Raw genomic sequence first — 20,357 nt, 5'->3', positions numbered from 1 at the left:
GCACCAGCTGACGATGGCCCGAGTCGCCTACCTCGCCCTGGCATGGGCCGCCGTTCCCGTGCTGTCGAGTGTGTCCCTGTTCGAGATCGACCCGAGCTCCTCGGACTACATCCGGCCACTCGAGCAGCTGGGTGCGTTGGCGCTGTGCCTTCCCGTCGCCGTCTGCAGCATCGTGCTGTCGGATGCCAGCGCCTGGGCCCTGCACGCAAGTCGTCGTCGGCCGCCGTGGCTGCGTTCGTCGTGGCTGCTGTTTGTTACCGCCAGCAGCGCCGTGTTCGGAGTCTTGCCTGTGTTGCTTCTTCCGTCAGGGGTGCCGGCCGCGCACGTGTGGTGGCTCTGGCTTCTGCTGCATTCGGTAGGGGCCCTGAGCGTCGTGATGTTCGACGAGAGCGTGAGCGGGCTTGTTGCGATGGCCGTTGTCGTCCTCGCAACACTGCCTGGAGTCATCCCCTTTACCTACAACGTGGTCTACAACCCTCAGGCCGCAGGGATTCTCCGGGCTGTGACCGTCGCCGCCGCGCTGGCGGCCGCACTCAGCTATGCGAAGCTCGGTGACGCCACGGGCCGGCGCGAGCACCCGATCGCGACGTGATGCCACCGTGAAGCAGGCGTATCAGGTGACCACTCGACCACATCACCTGGCCGCTTGCGTCGGTCCCGACACGAGCCGATGTCCTTGGCGCTCAAGCCGATCACGGCGGGAATGAGTTCCGCCTTCAGCCCGACGGGAGGATGACGAGGATTACCTGACGGGGCGGGTTGTCGGCGCGGGTACGTAGGTTGGGGGAACCGACTTCGAGGAGACGCACCATGACCGACCCACGCACCTACCCCCACGGCGTGACGTCCTGGGTGGACACCGAGCAGCCCGACGTCGAAGCCGCACGGCAGTTCTACGAGGGTGTCTTCGGCTGGACGTTCACCGAGGCGAGCCCGCCCGAGGCCCCCCTCCGCTATCTCATCGCACGGCTGGACGGGCAGGACGTCGGCGGGCTGGGCGGTCCACGGGACCCCGAGACCCCCTCGCTGACGGTCACCGGGTGGAACACCTACGTCGCGGTCGAAGACGCCGAGGCCGCAGCCAGCGTGTTCGAGGCCGCCGGTGGCACGATCACCTCGCCTCCGACTGCCGGTGGCGAAGGTGGGGTGGCGGTCGTGGGTCGCGACCCCGGGGGACATGAGATCCGGTTGTGGCAGGCCAAGCGGCGGCTCGGCGCGCAGGTCGTCAACGCGCCAGGAGCCTGGAACTTCAGCGACCTGCACGTCTCCGACCTCGACGCCGTGCGGGGCTTCTACACCGCGCTGTTCGGTTGGGAGTTCCACGACATCGGGTTCGCCACGATGATCCGCCGCCCAGGGTACGGCGACCACCTCGCCGCGACCGTGGATCCCGGCATCCACGAGCGGCAGTCCGGTGTCGACGCGCCGCCCGGCTTCGCCGACGCGATCGGCTGGGTGGCGCCCCCGACCGATGTCGAGCAGCCGGGCTGGCACGTGACGTTCTCGGTCGCCGACCGTGACGCCGCGGCGGCCCGGGTCGCCGAGCAGGGCGGCACGGTGCTGGCCACGGACGAGAACGAGTGGACCCGCACGGCGATGGTCCGCGACCCGCAGGGCGCGGTGTTCACGGCCAGCCAGTTCATGCGCGGCTGAGCCCCGGCGCCCCAGGTATGCCGCTCAGCGGTTGGGCCGCGCCATGGACAGGACGTCGAGCGCCTCGTCGAGCTGCTGCTCTGTCAGACGGCCCGCCGCCACGTGGCCCTGCTCGATGACCACCTCGCGAATCGTCTTGCGCTCCTTGACAGCCTGCTTCACCACTGCTGCGGCCGCCTCGTAGCCGATGTAGCGGTTGAGCGGGGTCACGATCGACGGCGAGCCCTCGGCGAGGGCACGGGCGTGGTCCACCTCGGCCGTGATGCCGTTGACGCAGCGCTCGGCGAGCAGCCGTGACGTCGAAGCAAGCAGGCTGACCGACTCGAGCACGTTCTTGGCGATGACGGGAAGCATGACGTTCAGCTCGAAGTTGCCGGAGGCGCCCGCCGTGGTGATCGTGACGTCGTTGCCGATGACCTGGGCGCACGCCATGAGCGTCGCCTCCGGGATGACCGGGTTCACCTTGCCCGGCATGATGCTCGACCCCGGCTGCAGGTCGGGCAGGTGGATCTCGCCGAGGCCCGTTCGCGGCCCCGACGACATCCAGCGCAGGTCGTTGCAGATCTTCGTGAGGCTGACCGCGACCGTCTTGAGCGCCCCCGACAGCTCGACTACGGCGTCCTGCGACGACTGCGCCTCGAAGTGGTCGGTGGCCTCACGGAACGGTATGCCGGTGACGGCCGACACGCGCGAGATGACCTTCCCGGCGAAGCCGGGCTCGGCGTTGAGGCCGGTCCCGGCAGCCGTGCCGCCGAGCGGCAGCTCAGAGGTGGCCTCCGCCCCCGACCGGACCCGGCTCGCGCCGAGCTCGACCTGACGCCGGTAGCCGCCGAACTCCTGACCCAGGGTGACCGGCACCGCGTCCATGAGATGGGTGCGGCCGGACTTCACCACGTCGGCGAACTCGATCTCCTTGTGGCCCAAGGCCGTTGCGAGATGTTCGAGTGCCGGCACGAGCTCGGTCACAGCAGCGACTGTGGCCGCGATCCGCAGCGCGCTCGGGAAGGTGTCGTTGCTCGACTGGCCGGCATTGACGTGGTCGTTGGGGTGGATGTCGAGGTCGCTCGACAGATGCGCGAGCCGGGCCACGACCTCGTTGACGTTCATGTTCGTCGACGTGCCCGAGCCCGTCTGGAAGACGTCGATCGGGAAGTGGTCGTCGTAGTCACCGTCGGCGACCTCGCCGGCTGCCCGGGCGATCGCCTCGGCCCGGTCGGTGTCGAGCACGCCGAGCTCGGCGTTGACGTCGGCCGCGGCCGCCTTGAGCAGGGCCAGCGCATGGACCACCCCCGGCGGCACCGGCTGCCCGCTGATCGGGAAGTTGTCCACGGCGCGCGCCGTCTGCGCACCCCACAGCGCATCGGCCGGCACCTGCACCTCACCCATCGAGTCGTGCTCTGTCCTGGTCCGGAGTTGCTCGCTCATGGACTCATCATCTCTTGCCGACCGTCCCCGGCAGGCGCACGCTGGTGGGTGCGGGCGCCGACGCGAATCTTCTACCGGACAACGTCAGGAGAGGTCATGCAACACCGCCGATTTCTCGTAGCGAGCATCGTCTCCGCTGCTACAGCTCTGCTCGGGGCCGCCGTCGCTGTGGCCTCCCCGGCAGGTGACACGCTCGTCTCGAACGGCAGTCCGCCGAGCCCGTTCTCGCAGAACAAGCAGAACGAGCCCACCGTGGCGATCGACGCGCACAACCCGAATGTGGTCGTCGCTGGCTCCAACGACGAGATCGACGAGGAGTCCTGTGCCGCAGGCGATCCCACGACCTGCCCATTCACCGACGGCATCGGCGTGTCTGGCGTGTACTTCTCGTTCGACGGTGGTGGCACCTGGACCCAGCCCACCTACCAGGGCTGGTCGGCACGTGACTGCAACGGGCCGGCAGCGTGCCAGCCCCACGTCGGACCGATCGGGACTCTTCCGCACTACTTCGAGAACGGCCTCACGTCTGACGGCGACCCGGCCGTGGCGTTCGGCCCGCGCCGGGGCTCGGATGGCCGTTTCTCGTGGAGCAACGGCTCGCGGCTCTACTACGCGAACCTCACGTCGGCCTTCCCCGGAGCTGCGCCGTTCAAGGGCTTCGAAGCCATCGCGGTCTCCACTGCGGACAACCTGACGGCAGCGGCCGCCAACGACGCCGGTGCCTGGACCAACCCGGTCCTCATCTCCAAGCAGTCGTCGACGACGTTCTCGGACAAGGAGCAGATCTGGGCGGACAACGCCTCGAGCAGCCCGTTCTTCGGACAGGTCTACGTCTGCTGGGCTTCGTTCCGCAGCAACAGCAGGGGCCAGGCGTTCCCCACGCCGCTCAACGTGTCGCGCTCGAGTGACGGCGGCCGCACCTGGACGACGAACCAGGTCGGCCCGGCGAGTGACAACGGCATCAACACCCAGCCCGACGGGTGCACCATCCGCACCGACAGCCATGGGAACACCTATGTCTTCGGCATCGGTACGCGTGGCGGCCAGAGCTTCCAGATGATGTACAAGTCGACCGACGGCGGCGCACACTTCACCGGCCCGTCGCTCGTCGCGCCCGTGACCTCGCCCGGCAAGTTCGACCCGGTGCTCGGCCGACCGAACATGGACGGCATCGCCGGCGCTCGCACCGACCTCGCGTTCGCGCCGAGCGTCGACATCGCCAACGGCGCTCCCACGGGCGCAGGTGCCACGAACGAGATCTTCATGACCTGGTCCGACGGTGGTGCCGGGCTCAACAACGAGAAGCTCCTGCTGACGAGGTCGAGCAACGGCGGTGCCACCTGGGCCACGCCGACGGCGGTCCCGCTCCGCGAGGGCGACCGCCCGTTCTACACCGCCCCGGCCGTGTCGCCGAACGGCTCCGATCTCTACGTCGTGGCCAACGCCTTCACGACTCCCTACCGGGACAACACCTCGTCACCGCGCGGGATGGTCGGTGAGGTGCTGCATGCGGACGTCACGGCCGGCGTACCCGGCGGTTGGACACCCCTGGTCCGCAGCAACGGAGGCGACCCGCGAGGCACGTCGCAGAACGGGTTGACGGCCGAGTTCCTCGGCGACTACGTGTATGCCGCGGCAACGAACGCGGGCGCCGTGGGTGTCTGGAACGACGCCTCCAACGCGGCCGACTGCCCGGCGATCGACGCCTACCGAGCGTCGTTGTACACGTCGAGCCCGACCGGCGCGCCGAACGTGCTCGGATCGTGCCTGCCTCAGCCGCATCCCACCTTCGGCAACAGCGACATCCGTGGCGCGAAGGTGGCCGATCCCACACCGTGACGCCAGGTCGTGTGGCCACGCTCAGGCAGGACCCGTGAACGTGACCACGAGATGAGGTAGCGGATATCGAGCCGACCACTCGACCGGGAGCACCCGGTCGAGTGGTCGGTCCGCTCGCGGTGCGGCTCCGCGTCAGACCTTGTCGCTCGCGCCCGCCGAATGGTCGTGATCGTGGTGGCTGGCACCCGGGCAGCCCTCGGAGCCCGCGCACGACCAGCCGGCCGGAGCGGTGGCCCTCGGCCGCGGCCGATCCGGAGCGATCAGCTCGGCCCGCGGGTTGCGGATGAGCAGCCAGGAGATGACGCCGCCTGCCACGAGCATCCCCGTGCAGATCATCATCGCCGTCCGGTATGCCGCCGAGAACGCCGGTGGGTGCGTGTAGTCCGTGCCGGCCAGCCCCACGACGGCGGGGAGTGCGGCCACGGCCAGCAGCGAGCCGGCACGCGCGACGGCGTTGTTGACCCCACTGGCCACACCGGCATACCGGTCGGGAGCGGCGCCGAGCACGGTGGCGGTGAGCGGTGCGACGAGCAGGCAGAGCCCGAGGCCGAAGATCGTGATGCCGGGGAGCACGCCGGTCCAGTAGGACGAGCCCGCCTGGACGGTCGCGAGCAGCGCGACGCCGACCGCGCACACGATCGGGCCGACCGTCATCGGGATGCGGGGCCCGATCCGGGCCCCGAGCTCCCCACCCTTGGCTGCGAGGAAGAGCATGAGGATGGTGACCGGCAGGGAGGCGATGCCCGCCTGCAGCGGCCCGTAGCCGAGCACGATCTGCAGCTGGAGAGTGAGGAAGAAGAACACCGCGCCGAGAGCGGCATACACCAGCAGGGTCATGCCGTTCGCCGCGCTGAACTGACGCGACGTGAACAGCGACGGCGGCACCATGGGGTGCCGGCTCGAGCGCTCGACGAGCACGAAGGCCACGGCGAGCGCGACCCCGACGACAGCGACGACGACGGTCATCGCGGCGCCAAGGGCCTCGGACTGGATCAGTGCGAACGTCGTGACCCCGAGGGCGAGCGAGGCGAGCACGGCGCCGATGACGTCGAAGCCCGGCGCGGCCGATTCGTCCTTCGTCTCGGGCACGGTCGCCTGCGCGATCCACACCGTGGCGGCCCCGACGGGGACGTTGAGCAGGAACGCCCATCGCCAGCTGGCGTACTGCACGAGCCAGCCGCCGAGGAACGGGCCGATGGCCGAGGCGACGCCGCCGAGGCCCGACCAGGCGCCGATGGCCCTGCCGCGGTCCTCGGGGCGGAAGGTCGACTGGATCATCGCGAGGCTGCCCGGCGTCAGCAGCGCCCCGCCGATCCCCTGGAGCACGCGCGCCACGATGAGCTGACCTGACGACTGTGCGAGGCCGCACGCCGCCGAGGCCGCCGTGAACCAGATGACGCCGATGACGAAGATCCGGCGTCGGCCGTAGCGGTCACCGAGCGAACCGCCCAGCAGGATGAGCGAGGCGAGGGCGAGCAGATACCCGTTGGTGATCCACTGCAGGTCGGACATGCCGGCGTGGAGGTCCTCGCCGAGGCGCACGAGGGCGACGTTGACGACGGTGCCGTCGAGCATCGCCATCCCGGAGCCGAGCACCGCGGCGGCGATCACGAAACGTCCGGTGCGGGAGCGCATGGCGATCGCGGTCACCAACGCAGTCTGTCATGGAGGTCAGACCGCCTCGCCCACTCGAGTGGCCTCGCGGTAACAGCGACGGCTGTTACGGGGAGGCCACTCGACGGTTGAGGGGGCGGTGGCGGGTGTGACGGGGAGGCCACTCGACGGTTGAGGGGGTGGGGCCTCGCGAGCCGGCGACCCCGGCAGCCTCAGCGGGGGCAGTCGTCGGCGGGGACGACCCGACGGCGAGCGGCGTGCAGGCTGAGGAGCGAGTCGACGGACAGGACGACCAGGGCCACCCAGACGATCCCGAAGCCGACCCAGCGCTGGACGGGCATGTGCTCGCCGAGGAGAAGCACCGCGCAGAGCAGCTGCAGCACCGGCGTGATGAACTGGATCAGGCCGATCGACACGAGCGGGATGCGGCGGGCGGCCGCGGCGAAGCACAGCAGCGGCAGCGCGGTGACGACGCCGGACATCACCAGGAGCGTGGTGTGCCACGCGCCGTGCTTGCCGAACTCCAGCCCGCCCTGAGCGCCGATCACGACGAGCAGCAGGGCGGCGATGGGCGCGAGCAGCAGGGTCTCGACGGTCAGTCCGTGCAGCGCCGCGAGGCTCGCCCCGATCTTCTTCTTGGTCAGGCTGTAGAGCGCGAAGGTCATGGCGAGCGCCAGCGCCACCCAGGGGACCGAGCCCCCCGCGACGGCGAGATATGCCGCCGCCAGCACTCCGATGCCCACGGCCACCCACTGGAGCAGGCGCAGCCGCTCGCCCAGCACGAGGACGCCGAGCGCGACGGTGACGAGCGGGTTGAGGAAGTAGCCGAGTGCGGCCTCGCTCGCGTGCCCCGCGGTGACGGCGCCGACGTAGAGCACCCAGTTGCCGGCGATGAGCACGGCGGCGATCGCCAGCCCGCCGACCAGTCGGGGCCGCCCCAGCAGCGGCCGGACCCAGGACCCGTCGCGCATGACGAGCAGGACGACCACGCACAGCAGCAGGGTCCACAGGATCCGGTGGGCCAGGATCTCCCAGGCGCCCGCCGGCTTGAGCGCGTCGAAGTAGAGCGGGAACAGCCCCCAGAGCCCGTATGCCGTGAAGGCCAGGAGTGTGCCCTTGCCGACCTCCCCGTGTGGGGCCGGTGTGACGCCTGAGGCCGAGCGCTCACTCGACCGAGATCCGGGCCCTGAGGAGGGGCCGAGGTCGGGGCGTGCAGCAGCGAACTCCGGGCGGGCGCCGCCGCCGTGTGGCGAGGTCACGCTCCGCGCGCGGCCCCGACGGTCCACGTGTCACGCCCGGCGAGCAGGGCGTCGATGTCGGCGTCGGTGATCGTGTCGGCCGTGCGGGCCGAGGTGATCTGGTCGCGCAGCGCGTCGTCGTAGGTCGGGCGGGACACGTTGCGGAAGATGCCCATCGGCACGTGGGCCAGGTCGGCAGAGTCGAGCCGCGACAGGGCGAACGCCGCCGCGGGGTTCGCGGCTCCGGAGTCGTGCACGACGATCCGCGCCGGCTCGGCCTCGGCCCGTGGCACGACCGTCATGACGCCCTGGTCGTCCCGGACCACGACGTTGTCTCCGGCCGCGACCTGCTGGCCGTCGGCCAGGTGCAGGATGCGGGCGGAGGCCTCGGTGCGGTCCTTGAGCAGGTCGAAGACGCCGTCGTTGAAGATCGGGCAGTTCTGGTAGATCTCGACGAACGCCGACCCGCGGTGCTCGGCCGCGGCCCGCAGCACCGAGGTCAGGTGGGCACGGTCGGAGTCCATCGTGCGCGCGACGAAGCTCGCCTCGGCGCCGAGCGCGAGCGACACGGGGTTGAACGGCGTGTCGAGCGAGCCGAGCGGGGTGGACTTGGTCACCTGCCCGAGGCGCGATGTGGGGGAGTACTGCCCCTTGGTCAGGCCGTAGATCTCGTTGTTGAACAGCAGGATCTTGAGGTTGACGTTGCGCCTCAGCGCGTGGATGAGGTGGTTGCCGCCGATCGACAGCGCGTCGCCGTCGCCGGTGACGACCCACACCGACAGGTCGGCGCGCGTGGCGGCCAGGCCGGTCGCGATGGCCGGCGCGCGGCCGTGGATCGAGTGCATGCCGTACGTGTCGAGGTAGTACGGGAAGCGGGACGAGCAGCCGATGCCGGAGACGAAGACGATGTTCTCGCGTCGCAGGCCCAGCTCGGGCAGGAAGCCCTGCACCGCGGCGAGGATGGCGTAGTCGCCGCAGCCGGGGCACCAGCGGACCTCCTGGTCCGAGGTGAAGTCCTTCTTCGTCAGCGCCTGTCCGTCATCGAGTCGGGGGACGCCGAAGGTGCCCGAGGCACCCGGCGAGCCGAGCGGCATACCCAGGTCGGTGGTCACTTCGCGGTCTCCTTCACACGTGCGCCGCCCGACACGGCGGCGACCGCCGCGGTGATGACGTCGGCGAGCTCGGTCGCGGGGAACGGCAGCCCGCGCACGGCTGTGTGCGACTCGACGTCGACGAGGTACTTGGCCCGCAGCAGCAGCGCGAGCTGGCCGAGGTTCATCTCGGGCACGATGACCCGCTGGTAGCGCCGCAGCACCTCGCCGGTGTTGGCCGGGAACGGGTTGAGGTGGCGCAGGTGGGCCTGGGCCACGCGCGTGCCGGTGTTGCGTGCGAGGCGGACCGCGGCGGCGATGGGGCCGTAGGTCGACCCCCAGCCCAGGACGAGCACCTCGGCGTCGCCGGTCGGGTCCTCGACCTCGAGCGGGGCGATCGTGTCGGCGATGCCGTCGATCTTCGCCCGGCGCAGGCGGGTCATGTGGTCGTGGTTGTCGGGTTCGTACGAGATGTTGCCGGTGACGTCGGCCTTCTCGATGCCACCCACGCGGTGCTCGAGGCCAGGCGTGCCCGGGATCGCCCACGGGCGGGCGAGCGTCTCGGGGTCGCGAAGGTACGGGTGGAAGACCGGCTGACCGGCCTCGTCCACGGCGTTCGGCTCGGTGGCGAACTCGACGCGCAGGTCGGGCAGCTCGGCGGTCTGCGGCAGGCGCCAGGGCTCGGACCCGTTCGCGAGGTAGCCGTCGGACAGGACGATGACCGGCGTGCGGTACGTCGTCGCGATGCGCACGGCCTCGATGGCGATGTCGAAGCAGTCCGCGGGCGTCGAGGGGGCCACGACGGCCACCGGCGACTCGCCGTTGCGGCCGAAGAGAGCCTGGAGCAGGTCGGCCTGCTCGGTCTTGGTCGGCAGGCCGGTCGAGGGACCGCCGCGCTGGATGTCGCACACGATGAGCGGAAGCTCGAGGGACACGGCCAGCCCGATCGTCTCCGCCTTGAGCGCGAGACCCGGCCCGGAGGTCGTGGTCACGCCGAGCGCGCCGCCGAAGCTCGCCCCGAGGGCTGCCCCGACGCCGGCGATCTCGTCCTCGGCCTGCATCGTCGCGACGCCGTAGCGCTTGAGCCCGGCGAGCGTGTGCAGGATGTCGGACGCCGGGGTGATCGGGTACGACCCGAGGAACAGCGGCAGACCGGCGCGGTGGGCCGCGGCGACCAGGCCCAGGGAGAGCGCGACGTTGCCGGTGACGTTGCGGTAGGTCCCCGGCTCCATCACGGCCGGCGCCACCTCGTAGGACACCGCGAAGTCCTCGGTCGTCTCGCCGTAGTGGTAGCCGGCGCGCAGGGCGGCGAGGTTGGCCTCGAGGATGTCGGGCTTCTCGGCGAACTTGGCCTTGAGGAACGCCTCCGTGCCCTCCATCGGGCGGGTGTACAGCCAGGACAGGAGCCCGAGCGCGAACATGTTCTTCGCGCGCTCCTTCTCCTTGCGCGTCAGCACCGCGAACGACGCGAGTGCCTCGACCGTGATCGAGGTCAGCCCGACGGGATGGACGTGCCACGACTCGAGCGAGCCGTCCTCGAGCGGGCTCTCGGCGTACCCGACCTTGGAGAGGTTGCGCTTGGTGAACTCGTCGGTGTTGACGATGATCGTCGCGCCGCGGGGCAGGTCGCCGATGTTGGCCTTGAGCGCCGCCGGGTTCATCGCCACGAGCACATCGGGGGCGTCGCCCGGTGTGAGGACGTTGTGGTCGGCGAAGTGCAGCTGGAAGCTCGAGACACCGGGCAGCGTGCCCTGAGGCGCTCGAATCTCCGCCGGGAAGTTCGGCAGCGTCGACAAGTCGTTGCCGAGCAGCGCTGTCTGGGATGTGAAGCGGTCTCCGGTCAGCTGCATGCCGTCGCCGGAGTCCCCGGCGAATCGGATGACTACGCGATCGAGCTTTTGGACCAGTTTGGTGCTCATGCTCTGCGACGTCCTCGAACTTCCATACGATTCACTGCCCGGGGCCGTATGCGGCGGGCAATTCCCACTCTAGTTCGTGCTCAATTCAACTTTGGGGAGGTTGCCATCACATGGACATCAAGGTTCGGCTGCGGCACGGCCACGGGCGGCCGCAGCCACCCAGTGAGAGGCTGATGCCCCGACCCACCGGCGGGGCTCGCATCTGACTAGGCTGGCCGCCATGTCCGGGTACGTGGCCGTCGCAGCCGTGCTGGGCGCGGGCGTGCTGCTCGTGACGGCCGCGATGTTGGCGCGCCGTCTGCTGGCCCCGCGCGCCCCGTTGCCCGCCAAGCTGACCACCTACGAGTCCGGTGTCGACCCGGTCGGGGTCGACTGGGCCCAGACGAAGGTCCGCTACTTCGTCTTCTCGTTCCTCTACGTGATCTTCGCCGTCGACGCCGTCTACCTCTTTCCCTGGGCGCACGTGATCCGTGACGCGAACCTCGGCCGCGACAGCCTCGTTGAGATGGGTGTGTTCATCGGCATCATCGTGCTCGGTCTCGCCCACGCCGCACGCCGCGGCCTGCTGAGGTGGGTGTGATGGGCTCGCAGCCGGTCAGCCTGCCGATGCCGACCGTCGGCCCGTCCAACGGGCTCGACTCGGTCAAGGTCGGGGCCGTTGGGGCGCACGCACCGCGGCCGATCAAGGTCGTGCTCAACTGGGGCCGTCGCTACTCGCTCTGGGTGTTCAACTTCGGGCTGGCATGCTGCGCGATCGAGTTCATCGCCGCCTCGATGGGGCGACACGACTTCATCCGCCTCGGCGTCATCCCGTTCGCCCCGGGTCCGCGGCAGGCCGACCTCATGGTCGTGTCCGGCACCGTGACGGACAAGATGGCGCCGGCGATCCGCCGCCTGTACGACCAGATGCCGGAGCCGAAGTACGTCATCTCCTTCGGCGCCTGCTCCAACTCTGGCGGCCCGTACTGGGACTCCTACTCGGTGACCAAGGGCGTCGACCAGGTCGTCCCCGTCGACGTCTATGTCCCGGGCTGCCCGCCGCGCCCCGAGGCGCTGCTGCACGGCATCATCCGCCTCCAGGAGCAGATCGCGAGCGAGCGCCTGTCCGCACAGCGCATCCGGGGGCGGTATGCCGGCTCGCGCGTCGGCAGCGCAGGTGACGTCCGTCGCCCGCTCGTCGAGCCCCCGGGGCGGGGCCAGGGTGAGGCGCCGTGATCGACACCGTCGTGCGCGACGTGCCCTTCGGAGAGTGGTCCAGCACGGTCCTCGAGCTTCGCGAGCAGGGCTACACGTACTTCGACTGGCTCACCGCCGTCGACGAGACCGACCGGGAGGCCGACGCCGGCTTCGACATCGTGTGCCACCTGCTCGATCCGCGAGAGCCGGGCGCGCTGGCGTCGGTCCTGGTGCGCACCAGGGCGCCCGAGGGCCTGGCCGTGCCGTCGCTGACGCCGATCTTCCGTGGCGCGGCGTGGCACGAGCGGGAGACCCACGAGATGTTCGGGATCGAGTTCGACGGGTTCGACGACGGGAGCGGCCTCGGGATGCGTCCGCTCCTTCTGCCCGATGGCTTCGAGGGCACTCCTCTGCGCAAGTCGTTCGTCCTCGCGGCCCGCGCGTCCAAGCCGTGGCCGGGCGCCAAGGAGCCTGGCGAAGGTCACGAGTCGACGCGTGCGCCGGGGCGCCGCCGCGTCCAGGCGCCAGGCGTACCCGGTCCTGAGTGGGGTCCGCGATGACCCTGAACCTGGCCCCGTGGCTCGAGGTCGTGCTGCGCGCGCTCGCCGTCCTCGTCGCCTTCCTCGTCTTCCCGCTGCTCGTGGGCCAGACCGAGCACAAGGTGATGGCGCACATGCAGGGGCGGCTCGGGCCGATGTATGCCGGTGGCTTCCACGGGTGGGCGCAGCTCGTCGCCGACGGGGTGAAGTTCGTCCAGAAGGAGGACGTCACCCCGGCCCGTGCGGACCGCTGGGTGTTCCGCGTGGCGCCGTTCGTCGCCCTGATCCCGTATCTCGTGGCGCTCTCGGTCATCCCTCTGTCGCCGACGGTGGTCGGCGCGAAGGTCGACGCGAGCGTGGTCCTCGTGCTGGCGGTGATCGGCGTGGGCGTCATCGGCACGCTCATGGCCGGGTGGGCCTCGGCGAACAAATACTCCCTGCTCGGCGCGATGCGGGCGGGCGCACAGCTGGTCTCCTACGAGCTGCCGATGGTCCTCGCGGTCGCGTCGGTGGCCCTGGCCGCCGGCACACTGTCGCTCATCGGCATCGCCGAGGCGTGGACGCCGTGGTGGATGCTCTGGCAGCTGCCGGGTGGTGTCATCTTCCTCGTCTGTGCTCTGGCCGAGCTCCAGCGTCCGCCGTTCGACATGCCGCTGGCCGACTCCGAGATCGTGTTCGGCCCGTTCACCGAGTACACCGGGCTGCGCTTCGCCTTCTTCCTGCTGGCCGAGTACGCCGGCATCGTTGTCATGTCGCTGCTGTTCGCCGTCCTCTGGCTGGGCGCCTGGGCCGGTCCGCTCGAGAGCTGGCTCGGCTGGGTCTGGACCCTGCTCAAGGGCTTCCTCGTGGCGGTGGTCATCATCTGGATGCGGGTGTCGTGGCCCCGGATGCGCGAGGACCAGCTCCAGCGGCTTGCCTGGGTCTGGCTGGTGCCGATCGCGCTGTTGCAGCTGGCGATCACCGCGGCGGGCGTGGTGATGATGGGATGAGCAGGGGGTGTGGACCGCGATGAGTGACGGCATCCTTCCGGGCCTGGTCAAGGGGCTCGCCCAGACCGCCCGGACCATGACCCGGCGCAGCCACACGGTGGAGTACCCCGACGTCGCGCCAGAGCTGCCGCCGCGCTCCCGGGGGGTCATCGCGCTCACCGAGGAGAACTGCACGTCGTGCATGCTGTGCGCGCGCGAGTGCCCGGACTGGTGCATCTACATCGACTCCCACAAGGAGGAGCTGCCCCCGACGACGCCCGGTGGCCGCGCCCGCCAGCGCAACGTGCTCGACCGCTTCGCTATCGACTTCTCGCTGTGCATGTACTGCGGCATCTGCATCGAGGCCTGCCCGTTCGACGCGCTCCACTGGAGCCCGGAGTTCGAGTACGCCGAGGTGGACATCCGCGACCTGCTCCACGAGAAGGAGCGTCTGGGCGCCTGGATGGCGACCGTCCCGGCCCCGCCCGCGCTCGACCCCGGCAGCCTCGACCCCGCCGAGGCATCGGCGGCCGGCCGCCCGGCGCGCGGCCCGGGCATGACGGACGCCGACGGCATACCGCGTCCGGCGCGCACCCGTCCCAACGGCTACACGCGCAATGTCGAGGACCTGCCCGGCGATGGTCCGGCGGAGGTCGCTCCGACCCAACGGATGCCCGCGGCCGATGCCGCGGATGCGGCTGCAGCACAAGGCGACTCGACCCAGGTGATGCCCACGGTGTCCACCGACGAGGAGGGCGGCGAGTGACGACCCGAGACATCGTCTTCGTCGCCGTCGGGGCGGTCACCGCGCTCTCCGGCCTGCTCGCCGTGACGACCAAGCACGTCGTCCACTCGGCGCTGTGGCTGCTCGTGTCGCTCGGGGCGCTGGCCGGGTGCTATCTCGTGCTGGGCCAGGAGCTCGTCGGGCTCGTGCAGCTGCTCGTCTATGTCGGGGCCATCGTCGTGCTCGTGCTCTTCGCGCTGATGCTGACCCGCGCGCCGATCGGTCCGCACCGGCAGATCGACACGCCGCTCTGGCAGCGTCTCGTGGGCGCCCTCCTCGGTGCCGCCGCGACGGCACTGCTCGCGGCGGTGCTGCTGCCGCTCTTCTCCGGAGCGGTGGTCGACCTCGACACGCGGCCCTCGGCCACACCCCAGATCGCCCAGGCGATCTTCGGCACGTGGGTATGGCCGTTCGAGCTGCTCTCGGTGCTGCTCGTGGTCGCGCTCGTCGGCGCGTTCGCGGTGTCGCGCCTCGTCCTGCACCGGGAGGCGGCCCCGGCGCGCCGCGGCCTCGCCAGCTCCCCGGCGGACGCCGGACGCTCCCCGGCTGCCGGCAGCGGTGGCGCCTCCGGATCGGCGGATGCGCGATGATCCACCTCCAGCTGCCCGCCGCCCTGGCCGCCCTGCTCGCCGGCATCGGCGTCTTCGGGGTAGTCGCACGCCGCAACGCCGTCCTCGTGCTCGTCGGCGTCGAGCTGATCCTCAACGCCGCGAACCTCCTGCTCGTCACCGCCGGCTCGAGGCCCGGCTCCCCGCTCACGGCGGGCCCGGTGCTCACGCTCTTCGTCATCACGATCGCCGCGGCCGAGGTCACGGTGGCGCTCGCGATCATCCTCGTGATGTTCCGCACCGCCGGCCACATCGACCTCACGGCCGTTCCGGACCTCACCGACGACCCCGAGCCCGACCCCGAGCCGGCCAGCCCGGGGGCTGCGACCCAGCCCGACCCGTCCGGCGAGCGCGCTCCCGCGACGGCGGGGGAGGTGGCGCCGTGAGCTGGGTCGTCCGTCTCATCATCGTCCTGCCGGCGCTCGCGGGCCTGGCCGGGCTGCTCCTGCACCGGTGGCGTCCCGCCGCCGGGATGGTCGCCATCGCGACGTCTGCGGTCGTGACCGTCATGGCCCTCGCGCAGTGGATCGCGCCCGTGCGGGCGGCCGACATCGAGACCATCGGTGCGCTGCCGGTCGGCGGCCTGAAGGTGCCGCTCCACCTGCTCTCGGACCGCCAGTCCGGCCTCGTCGCGTTCGTCGTCGCCCTGGTCGTCCTCGGCATCCAGGTGTTCACCGCGTGGTATCTGCGTGACGATGCTCGCTTCGGCCGGTTCGCCGCCACCGTGTCGCTCTTCGCCGCGGGGATGCTGCTCGTCGTCCAGTCGGCCGACCTGGTGCTGACCCTCGTCGGCTGGGAGATCATGGGCTGGTGCTCGTGGCTGCTCATCGGTCACGACAGCGAGCGCCCAGAAGCCAGGCGGGCGGCATACAAGGCCTTCATCGTGACCCGGGTGGCCGATATCGGCATGGTCGTCGGGCTCGTGGCGCTCGCGGTGCGCGCCGGCACGACCAACCTCATCGACGTGCTCACGGCCTCCGGCCACGAGACAGCGCTGGTCATCGGGCTCGTCGGTGTCGTGATCGGTGTGGCCGGCAAGTCGGGTCTCTTCCCCTTCCACGACTGGCTGCCCGACGCGATGGAAGGCCCGACGCCCGCATCCGCGCTCATCCACGCCGCGACGATGGTCGCCGCGGGCACCTACGTCATCGCGCGCCTCTTCCTTCTCTACGCCGCTCACGACGGGGTGCGGATGCTGCTCGCGATCCTCGCGGCCGTGACGATGGTGTATGCCGCCCTGCTCGCGTTCGCGCAGACGGACCTCAAGCGCATGCTCGCGTACTCGACGCTCAGCCAGATCGCGATCATGCTCAGCGCGCTCGCCGCCGCTCCCGCGGACGTCGGTCCGGTGCCGGCCGTGTCACACCTCATCGGTCACGCGTTCTTCAAGGCCCTGCTCTTCCTCGCTGCCGGCTGGCTGTCCGTGCTCGTCGGAGCCACGGCGCTGTCCGCGATGCGGGGGCGCCTGCACCCGGCCCGCAACCTGCGCTGGTCGATCGCGATCGGCCTCGCCTCGCTCGCCGGAGTGCCGCCGCTCATCGGCTTCTTCACCAAGGACACCGTCATCGACGCCGCCCTCGAGGGCGTGTCCCATGACGGCGGGCTCCGGGCGTGGATCGTGGTCGTCGCCCTGTTCGTCACGGTGGTGCTCACCGCGGCCTACTGCACCCGTGCCTGGCTGCTGCTCGACACCCCGGTCGGCGCCCCGGTCGCCGCTGCCGACGACGCCAACACGCTCGACGCCGGCGCCGCCGACGGTCTCGCGAACGAGGTCCCGCCCGAGGTCGAGCCGACCGCTGTCCTCGTCTCCGCCGACGACGCCGAGGTCGAGCGGGTCCGCGAGCACGGCCACACGCCGATCACCCTGCCGGCGGCCATCGTCGTCGCCGCCCTCGCGGCGCTGTGCGTGGTCGGCACCCTGTTCCTCACCGGCCTGCGCGGCGGCATCCACATCGGGCTGCTCAGCGCGCTGCTGTCGGTCCTGCTCATCGTCGGAGCCGCGTATGCCGTCTGGACCGTCAGCCACCGCGGCCGCCGAGACGCGGTGGAGCCGGTCCCGGTCCGGGTGCGTGACGCCGCTGTCCGTGGCTTCGGCGTCGACACGGCATACGTCGCGGTGGGGCGCGCGGTGACCGCGGTGGCTCGCCTGGTGGTCGTGCTCGACCGGGACGTCGTCGACGCCTACCCGCGCGCGGCCGCAGCGGTCACGCGGGCCGCGGGGCGCGCCGGGCAGCGCAGCCATCGCGCGGTCCCGTCGCTGTCGCTCGTGGCCCTGCTCACCGGTGTCGTCGTCGTCGCTGTCCTGGGGGTGGCCGCGTGGCGCTGACCGTGATGCTGCTCGTCCCGCTGCTCGCCGCCATCGCGCTGATCGCGATCCCCGGCGACACCCGCATCGAGCGTTACATCGCGCTGGGGGCCACGCTGGTCACCGCCGCGCTCGCGGTCGTCGTGGTCGCGACGAGCGCCGAGGTCGACGTGCCCTGGATCCGCGCACTCGGCATCCGGTGGCACTTCGGGGTCGACGGCATCTCGGCCGCTCTCGTGCTGCTTACCGCCCTCCTCGCGGTCGCCGTGGTCGCGCACGCGCTCGCGGGGCCGATCCCCAAGGGTGGCACTGCGTCGACGTTCCTCGGCTGCATCCTGGTCGTCGAGACGGGGGCGCTCGCGACGTTCCTGGCCCGCGACGCCGTGCTGTTCTTCGTCGCGTTCGAGGTCGTGCTCGTGCCGATGTGGGTGCTGATCCGACGGTTCGGCGACGACCACGTGCCCGACGAGACCAAAGCCGATGCCGCCGGGCGCTTCGTGCTGTTCACCGTCCTCGGCTCCACGCTGATGCTCGTCGGGATCCTCTTCCTCGTCTTCCACCAGGGGACGTCGGACCTCGTGGCGCTGGCCCGGATGCACGGCGAGGGGCTGTCGCGGCCCCTCGAGATCGCGATCGCCGCGACGCTGCTGGTCGGCCTCGGCATCAAGGTGCCGCTGTGGCCGGTGCACACGTGGCTCCCACCGGCGCACACCATCGCTCCGACCGCAGGCTCGGTGCTGCTGGCGGCGGTCCTGCTCAAGATGGGGACGTACGGCATCGTGCGGCTCGCCGTCGGCACCGTCCCGCAGGGCGTCGCCGCCATCAGCCCGCTGCTGGCCATCGTCGGGGTGATCGGCGTGATCTGGGGAGGTCTGGCGTGTCTCGTCGAGCGCGACCTCAAGCGCCTCATCGCCTACAGCTCGGTCGCGCACATGGGCTTCGTCGCGCTCGCCATCGCCTCGGGCAGTGACACCGGCCTGCAGGCCGCACTCTTCGGCAACATCGCCCACGGGGTCGTCGCGGCGCTGCTGTTCTTCGTCGTGGGCGACCTCAAGGAGCAGTGGGGGTCATCCGACCTGCGCGTCGCCCGGGCTGCCCTGCGCGACAAGGCACCCCGGTTCGGCGCGGCGCTCGTGTTCGGTCTCGCCGCGGCCCTCGGGCTGCCGGGCCTGATCAGCTTCTGGGGCGAGTTCCTCGCCCTGTATGCCGCGTGGTCCCCGGCACCGGACCGCCCCGCCATGCTGATGCGAGCCTGCGTGGTGGTCGGCGCGGTCGGGCTCGCGCTCGCGGCGGCATACGCCCTGCGCGTCGCGCGCATCGTGTGGGCAGGGGAGGGCAGTGAGAACGCGACCGGGGCCGCGGCGGAGCCGGTGCGTGACTCGCGCGGCGCCCGCTGGGTCGTCGTCGTCTCGCTCGTCGTCGCGATGGTCGTCTTCGGGGTGCTGCCCCAGCTGCTGCTCGGTGTCTCCAACGCGGCGGCAGCCGAGCTGATCTCGGGCCTGGGGGCGCCGTGAGCAACCTGACCCTCGATGTCGTCGTCCTGGCGCCGGCCCTCATCCCCATCGCCGGCATGGTCCTGGTGCTCGTCGTCGACCTTGTCGCGCCGCGTCTGCGTCGTGCGCCGTGGGTCGTAGCGGGCATCGCATCGCTCGGAGCCGCGGCGGCCACCGTGCCGGGTCTTGCGCCTGGCGGAGGCGGCATCCGCGAGACGCTGTGCCTCACGCAGGCCGCCGCTGCCCAGCCGGCGGGCGCGCCGCCCGCGGTGGAGGGACTTCCCCAGACCTGCTTCTGGCAGGCTGACGCGCTGGGCAGCACCCTTCAGCTGGCGGCTGCCGCCGCCGCGTTCGTCTGTGTCACCCTCGCCTGGCCCCGGGTGCTCGGGCGGCGGCCGGCAGACAGCACCAGCGAGCCGGTCGAGGTCGTGCTGCTGCTCACCGCGCTGGCAGGCACGATCGTGGTGGCGGCCAGCCGCGACGTCGGCACCTGGCTCATCGCTCTCGAGCTCGCGACCCTGCCCGTCATCGCCCTCGTCGCGCTGTCGGGCCGCCGGAGCGCGGTCGCCGGTGCAACTCAGCTGCTCGTGACGTCGCTCGTGTCCTTCTCGCTGCTCGTCCTCGCGGTCGCCCTGTGGTTCGCGGCGACCGGGAGCCCATTCCTCACCCCCGACGCCGTGCTGTCCTCCGGTGGCGCCGGCGGCGGCGTCGCATACTCCTCGGTCTCCGCGGCCGTCGTCTCGCTCGCCACCGTCCTGTTCCTCGCGGGTGTCGGCTTCAAGCTGTCGCTCGTGCCGTTCCATGCGTGGACCCCGACCGCGTATGCCGGTGCGTCGACTCCCGTGGCCACCTTCCTCGCGACCGTCTCCAAGATCGCGGCCCTCGCCGCTCTGCTCGTGGTCCTGCGCGCCGTGTCGGCGCTCGGCACCCCTGCCCTCGTGGCCATCGCCCTGCTGGCGGTCCTGTCGATGACGCTCGGGAACATCATGGCGCTGCGCCAGGACGACGTCGTGCGCCTGCTGGCGTGGTCGACCGTGTCCCAGGCCGGCTGGGTCGTCATGCCCCTCGTGTCGATCTCGGCGCTCGGGGTCAACGCGAGCGCCACGTACCTGCTGACCTACGTCGTGGCCACGCTCGTGGCCTTCGCAGTCGTGGCCGTCACGCTGAACGACCGCCCTGCCGACGGCCGCAGCCTCACGGCATACGAAGGGCTCTGGAGACGCAGCCCCTGGCGCGCCGGCGCTCTCGTGCTCGCGCTCACCTCGCTCGCGGGTCTGCCGCCGGGCATCTTCGGCCTCGTCGGCAAGATCGCCGCGCTGCGTCCCGTCGTCGCCGAGGGCTGGGTGTGGCTGGCCGCCGTCGCCGCCGCGAACGCGGTGCTGGGTGTCGCCGTCTACCTGCGCTGGGTCCGTCCGGTCATGACCGAGTCGGGCGCCGATCGCCGGCCCGCGCAGGTCCGTGGCGGACGACGCGCGGTGATGATCTTCGGTCTTGCGCTGTCGGCGGCGGTGCTCGTCGCGGTCTGCGTCCAGCCGGACCTCATCCTCCAGCTCCTCGGCTGAGGTCCTGACGCAGGTCCAGGTCTCCTTTCACCCTCGCCGCCACCGCCGCGACTCGCCCTGAGACACCGCAGCAACACACCGAGCACCCGCAAACTCCTGCGGTTATTACCGTCGATGTGTGCAGGTGCTCGGTGTGTTGCCGG

General features: G+C 71.1%; 18 protein-coding genes. 13 read left to right on the top strand and 5 right to left on the bottom strand.

Annotated features, from left to right (window positions below; genetic code table 11):
- Positions 1 to 70: 70 nt before the first annotated feature.
- Together ACWEOW_RS18075 and ACWEOW_RS18070 are read left to right on the top strand one after the other, a co-directional pair.
- Entirely contained in the window at positions 71 to 592 is a 522-nt protein-coding gene (locus ACWEOW_RS18075) for a hypothetical protein (protein WP_452270618.1), read from the top strand.
- A 218-nt stretch (positions 593 to 810) separates the two neighbouring features.
- On the top strand, positions 811 to 1,653 hold the full coding sequence (locus tag ACWEOW_RS18070; RefSeq protein ID WP_452270617.1) for a VOC family protein: 843 nt from the start codon (positions 811 to 813) through the stop codon (positions 1,651 to 1,653).
- Between the two features lie 24 nt (positions 1,654 to 1,677).
- Here ACWEOW_RS18070 and ACWEOW_RS18065 read toward each other — a convergent pair whose 3' ends face one another.
- On the bottom strand, positions 1,678 to 3,078 hold the full coding sequence (locus ACWEOW_RS18065) for a class II fumarate hydratase (RefSeq protein WP_452270616.1): 1,401 nt from the start codon (positions 3,076 to 3,078) through the stop codon (positions 1,678 to 1,680).
- Positions 3,079 to 3,174: 96 nt separating this feature from the next.
- Between ACWEOW_RS18065 and ACWEOW_RS18060 the strand changes: the two genes are divergently transcribed.
- On the top strand, positions 3,175 to 4,917 hold the full coding sequence (locus ACWEOW_RS18060) for a sialidase family protein (protein ID WP_452270615.1): 1,743 nt from the start codon (positions 3,175 to 3,177) through the stop codon (positions 4,915 to 4,917).
- Between the two features lie 132 nt (positions 4,918 to 5,049).
- On the opposite strand, the gene ACWEOW_RS18055 is transcribed toward ACWEOW_RS18060, so the two are convergent.
- The 4 genes from ACWEOW_RS18055 to ACWEOW_RS18040 all read right to left on the bottom strand — a co-directional run bounded on the left by ACWEOW_RS18055 (position 5,050) and on the right by ACWEOW_RS18040 (position 10,779).
- Positions 5,050 to 6,567: an MFS transporter gene (locus tag ACWEOW_RS18055; RefSeq protein ID WP_452270614.1), complete on the bottom strand. Its 1,518-nt coding sequence runs from the start codon at positions 6,565 to 6,567 to the stop codon at positions 5,050 to 5,052.
- A gap of 176 nt (positions 6,568 to 6,743) precedes the next feature.
- Positions 6,744 to 7,790, bottom strand: coding sequence for an EamA family transporter RarD (gene rarD, locus ACWEOW_RS18050; protein ID WP_452270613.1), 1,047 nt, complete (start codon positions 7,788 to 7,790; stop codon positions 6,744 to 6,746).
- Positions 7,787 to 8,881, bottom strand: coding sequence for a 2-oxoacid:ferredoxin oxidoreductase subunit beta (locus ACWEOW_RS18045; RefSeq protein WP_452270612.1), 1,095 nt, complete (start codon positions 8,879 to 8,881; stop codon positions 7,787 to 7,789). Before ACWEOW_RS18045 ends, rarD begins: the two co-directional genes overlap by 4 nt.
- Positions 8,878 to 10,779: a 2-oxoacid:acceptor oxidoreductase subunit alpha gene (locus ACWEOW_RS18040; RefSeq protein WP_452270611.1), complete on the bottom strand. Its 1,902-nt coding sequence runs from the start codon at positions 10,777 to 10,779 to the stop codon at positions 8,878 to 8,880. Before ACWEOW_RS18040 ends, ACWEOW_RS18045 begins: the two co-directional genes overlap by 4 nt.
- A gap of 220 nt (positions 10,780 to 10,999) precedes the next feature.
- On the opposite strand from ACWEOW_RS18040, the gene ACWEOW_RS18035 reads away from it, so the two are divergent.
- The 10 genes from ACWEOW_RS18035 to ACWEOW_RS17990 are packed head-to-tail and all read left to right on the top strand — an operon-like array spanning position 11,000 to position 20,214.
- Positions 11,000 to 11,359, top strand: a complete 360-nt coding sequence (locus tag ACWEOW_RS18035) for an NADH-quinone oxidoreductase subunit A (protein WP_452270610.1) — start codon at positions 11,000 to 11,002, stop codon at positions 11,357 to 11,359.
- Positions 11,359 to 11,994, top strand: coding sequence for an NADH-quinone oxidoreductase subunit B (locus ACWEOW_RS18030; protein WP_452270609.1), 636 nt, complete (start codon positions 11,359 to 11,361; stop codon positions 11,992 to 11,994). The genes ACWEOW_RS18035 and ACWEOW_RS18030 overlap by 1 nt, the downstream gene beginning before the upstream one ends.
- Positions 11,991 to 12,515: an NADH-quinone oxidoreductase subunit C gene (locus ACWEOW_RS18025; protein ID WP_452270608.1), complete on the top strand. Its 525-nt coding sequence runs from the start codon at positions 11,991 to 11,993 to the stop codon at positions 12,513 to 12,515. The genes ACWEOW_RS18030 and ACWEOW_RS18025 overlap by 4 nt, the downstream gene beginning before the upstream one ends.
- Positions 12,512 to 13,483, top strand: a complete 972-nt coding sequence (locus tag ACWEOW_RS18020; RefSeq protein ID WP_452270607.1) for a complex I subunit 1/NuoH family protein — start codon at positions 12,512 to 12,514, stop codon at positions 13,481 to 13,483. The genes ACWEOW_RS18025 and ACWEOW_RS18020 overlap by 4 nt, the downstream gene beginning before the upstream one ends.
- Positions 13,484 to 13,502: 19 nt before the next feature.
- Positions 13,503 to 14,228, top strand: a complete 726-nt coding sequence (locus ACWEOW_RS18015) for a NuoI/complex I 23 kDa subunit family protein (RefSeq protein WP_452270606.1) — start codon at positions 13,503 to 13,505, stop codon at positions 14,226 to 14,228.
- Positions 14,225 to 14,836, top strand: coding sequence for an NADH-quinone oxidoreductase subunit J family protein (locus ACWEOW_RS18010; RefSeq protein WP_452270605.1), 612 nt, complete (start codon positions 14,225 to 14,227; stop codon positions 14,834 to 14,836). The genes ACWEOW_RS18015 and ACWEOW_RS18010 overlap by 4 nt, the downstream gene beginning before the upstream one ends.
- Complete coding sequence (gene nuoK, locus ACWEOW_RS18005) at positions 14,833 to 15,240, top strand: NADH-quinone oxidoreductase subunit NuoK (RefSeq protein ID WP_452270604.1); 408 nt, start codon at positions 14,833 to 14,835, stop codon at positions 15,238 to 15,240. The genes ACWEOW_RS18010 and nuoK overlap by 4 nt, the downstream gene beginning before the upstream one ends.
- The gene (locus tag ACWEOW_RS18000; RefSeq protein WP_452270603.1) at positions 15,237 to 17,180 is read left to right on the top strand and encodes an NADH-quinone oxidoreductase subunit 5 family protein; all 1,944 of its coding nucleotides are present in this window, start codon (positions 15,237 to 15,239) and stop codon (positions 17,178 to 17,180) included. Before nuoK ends, ACWEOW_RS18000 begins: the two co-directional genes overlap by 4 nt.
- Positions 17,171 to 18,673 (top strand): complex I subunit 4 family protein, encoded by a 1,503-nt coding sequence (locus tag ACWEOW_RS17995; RefSeq protein WP_452270602.1) that lies wholly within the window; start codon positions 17,171 to 17,173, stop codon positions 18,671 to 18,673. The genes ACWEOW_RS18000 and ACWEOW_RS17995 overlap by 10 nt, the downstream gene beginning before the upstream one ends.
- Positions 18,670 to 20,214 carry an NADH-quinone oxidoreductase subunit N gene (locus ACWEOW_RS17990; protein ID WP_452270601.1) on the top strand — a complete coding sequence of 515 codons (1,545 nt, stop codon included), beginning with the start codon at positions 18,670 to 18,672 and terminating at the stop codon, positions 20,212 to 20,214. The genes ACWEOW_RS17995 and ACWEOW_RS17990 overlap by 4 nt, the downstream gene beginning before the upstream one ends.
- The last annotated feature ends 143 nt before the right edge of the window (positions 20,215 to 20,357 follow it).

This window comes from Monashia sp. NPDC004114, assembly GCF_053603855.1.
Note: the sequence above shows the minus strand (reverse complement) of the source record. Positions and strands in the feature narration are given on the sequence as shown.

Bases quoted from the DNA above. Each gene is read 5' to 3' on its own strand.
- ACWEOW_RS18065 (WP_452270616.1), bottom strand. From the start codon at position 3,078: ATGAGCGAGCAACTCCGGACCAGGACAGAGCACGACTCGATGGGTGAG.
- ACWEOW_RS18035 (WP_452270610.1), top strand. From the start codon at position 11,000: ATGTCCGGGTACGTGGCCGTCGCAGCCGTGCTGGGCGCGGGCGTGCTG.
- ACWEOW_RS18015 (WP_452270606.1), top strand. From the start codon at position 13,503: ATGAGTGACGGCATCCTTCCGGGCCTGGTCAAGGGGCTCGCCCAGACC.
- ACWEOW_RS18020 (WP_452270607.1), top strand. From the start codon at position 12,512: ATGACCCTGAACCTGGCCCCGTGGCTCGAGGTCGTGCTGCGCGCGCTC.
- ACWEOW_RS18040 (WP_452270611.1), bottom strand. From the start codon at position 10,779: ATGAGCACCAAACTGGTCCAAAAGCTCGATCGCGTAGTCATCCGATTC.
- nuoK (WP_452270604.1), top strand. From the start codon at position 14,833: ATGATCCACCTCCAGCTGCCCGCCGCCCTGGCCGCCCTGCTCGCCGGC.
- ACWEOW_RS18030 (WP_452270609.1), top strand. From the start codon at position 11,359: ATGGGCTCGCAGCCGGTCAGCCTGCCGATGCCGACCGTCGGCCCGTCC.
- ACWEOW_RS18070 (WP_452270617.1), top strand. From the start codon at position 811: ATGACCGACCCACGCACCTACCCCCACGGCGTGACGTCCTGGGTGGAC.
- ACWEOW_RS18060 (WP_452270615.1), top strand. From the start codon at position 3,175: ATGCAACACCGCCGATTTCTCGTAGCGAGCATCGTCTCCGCTGCTACA.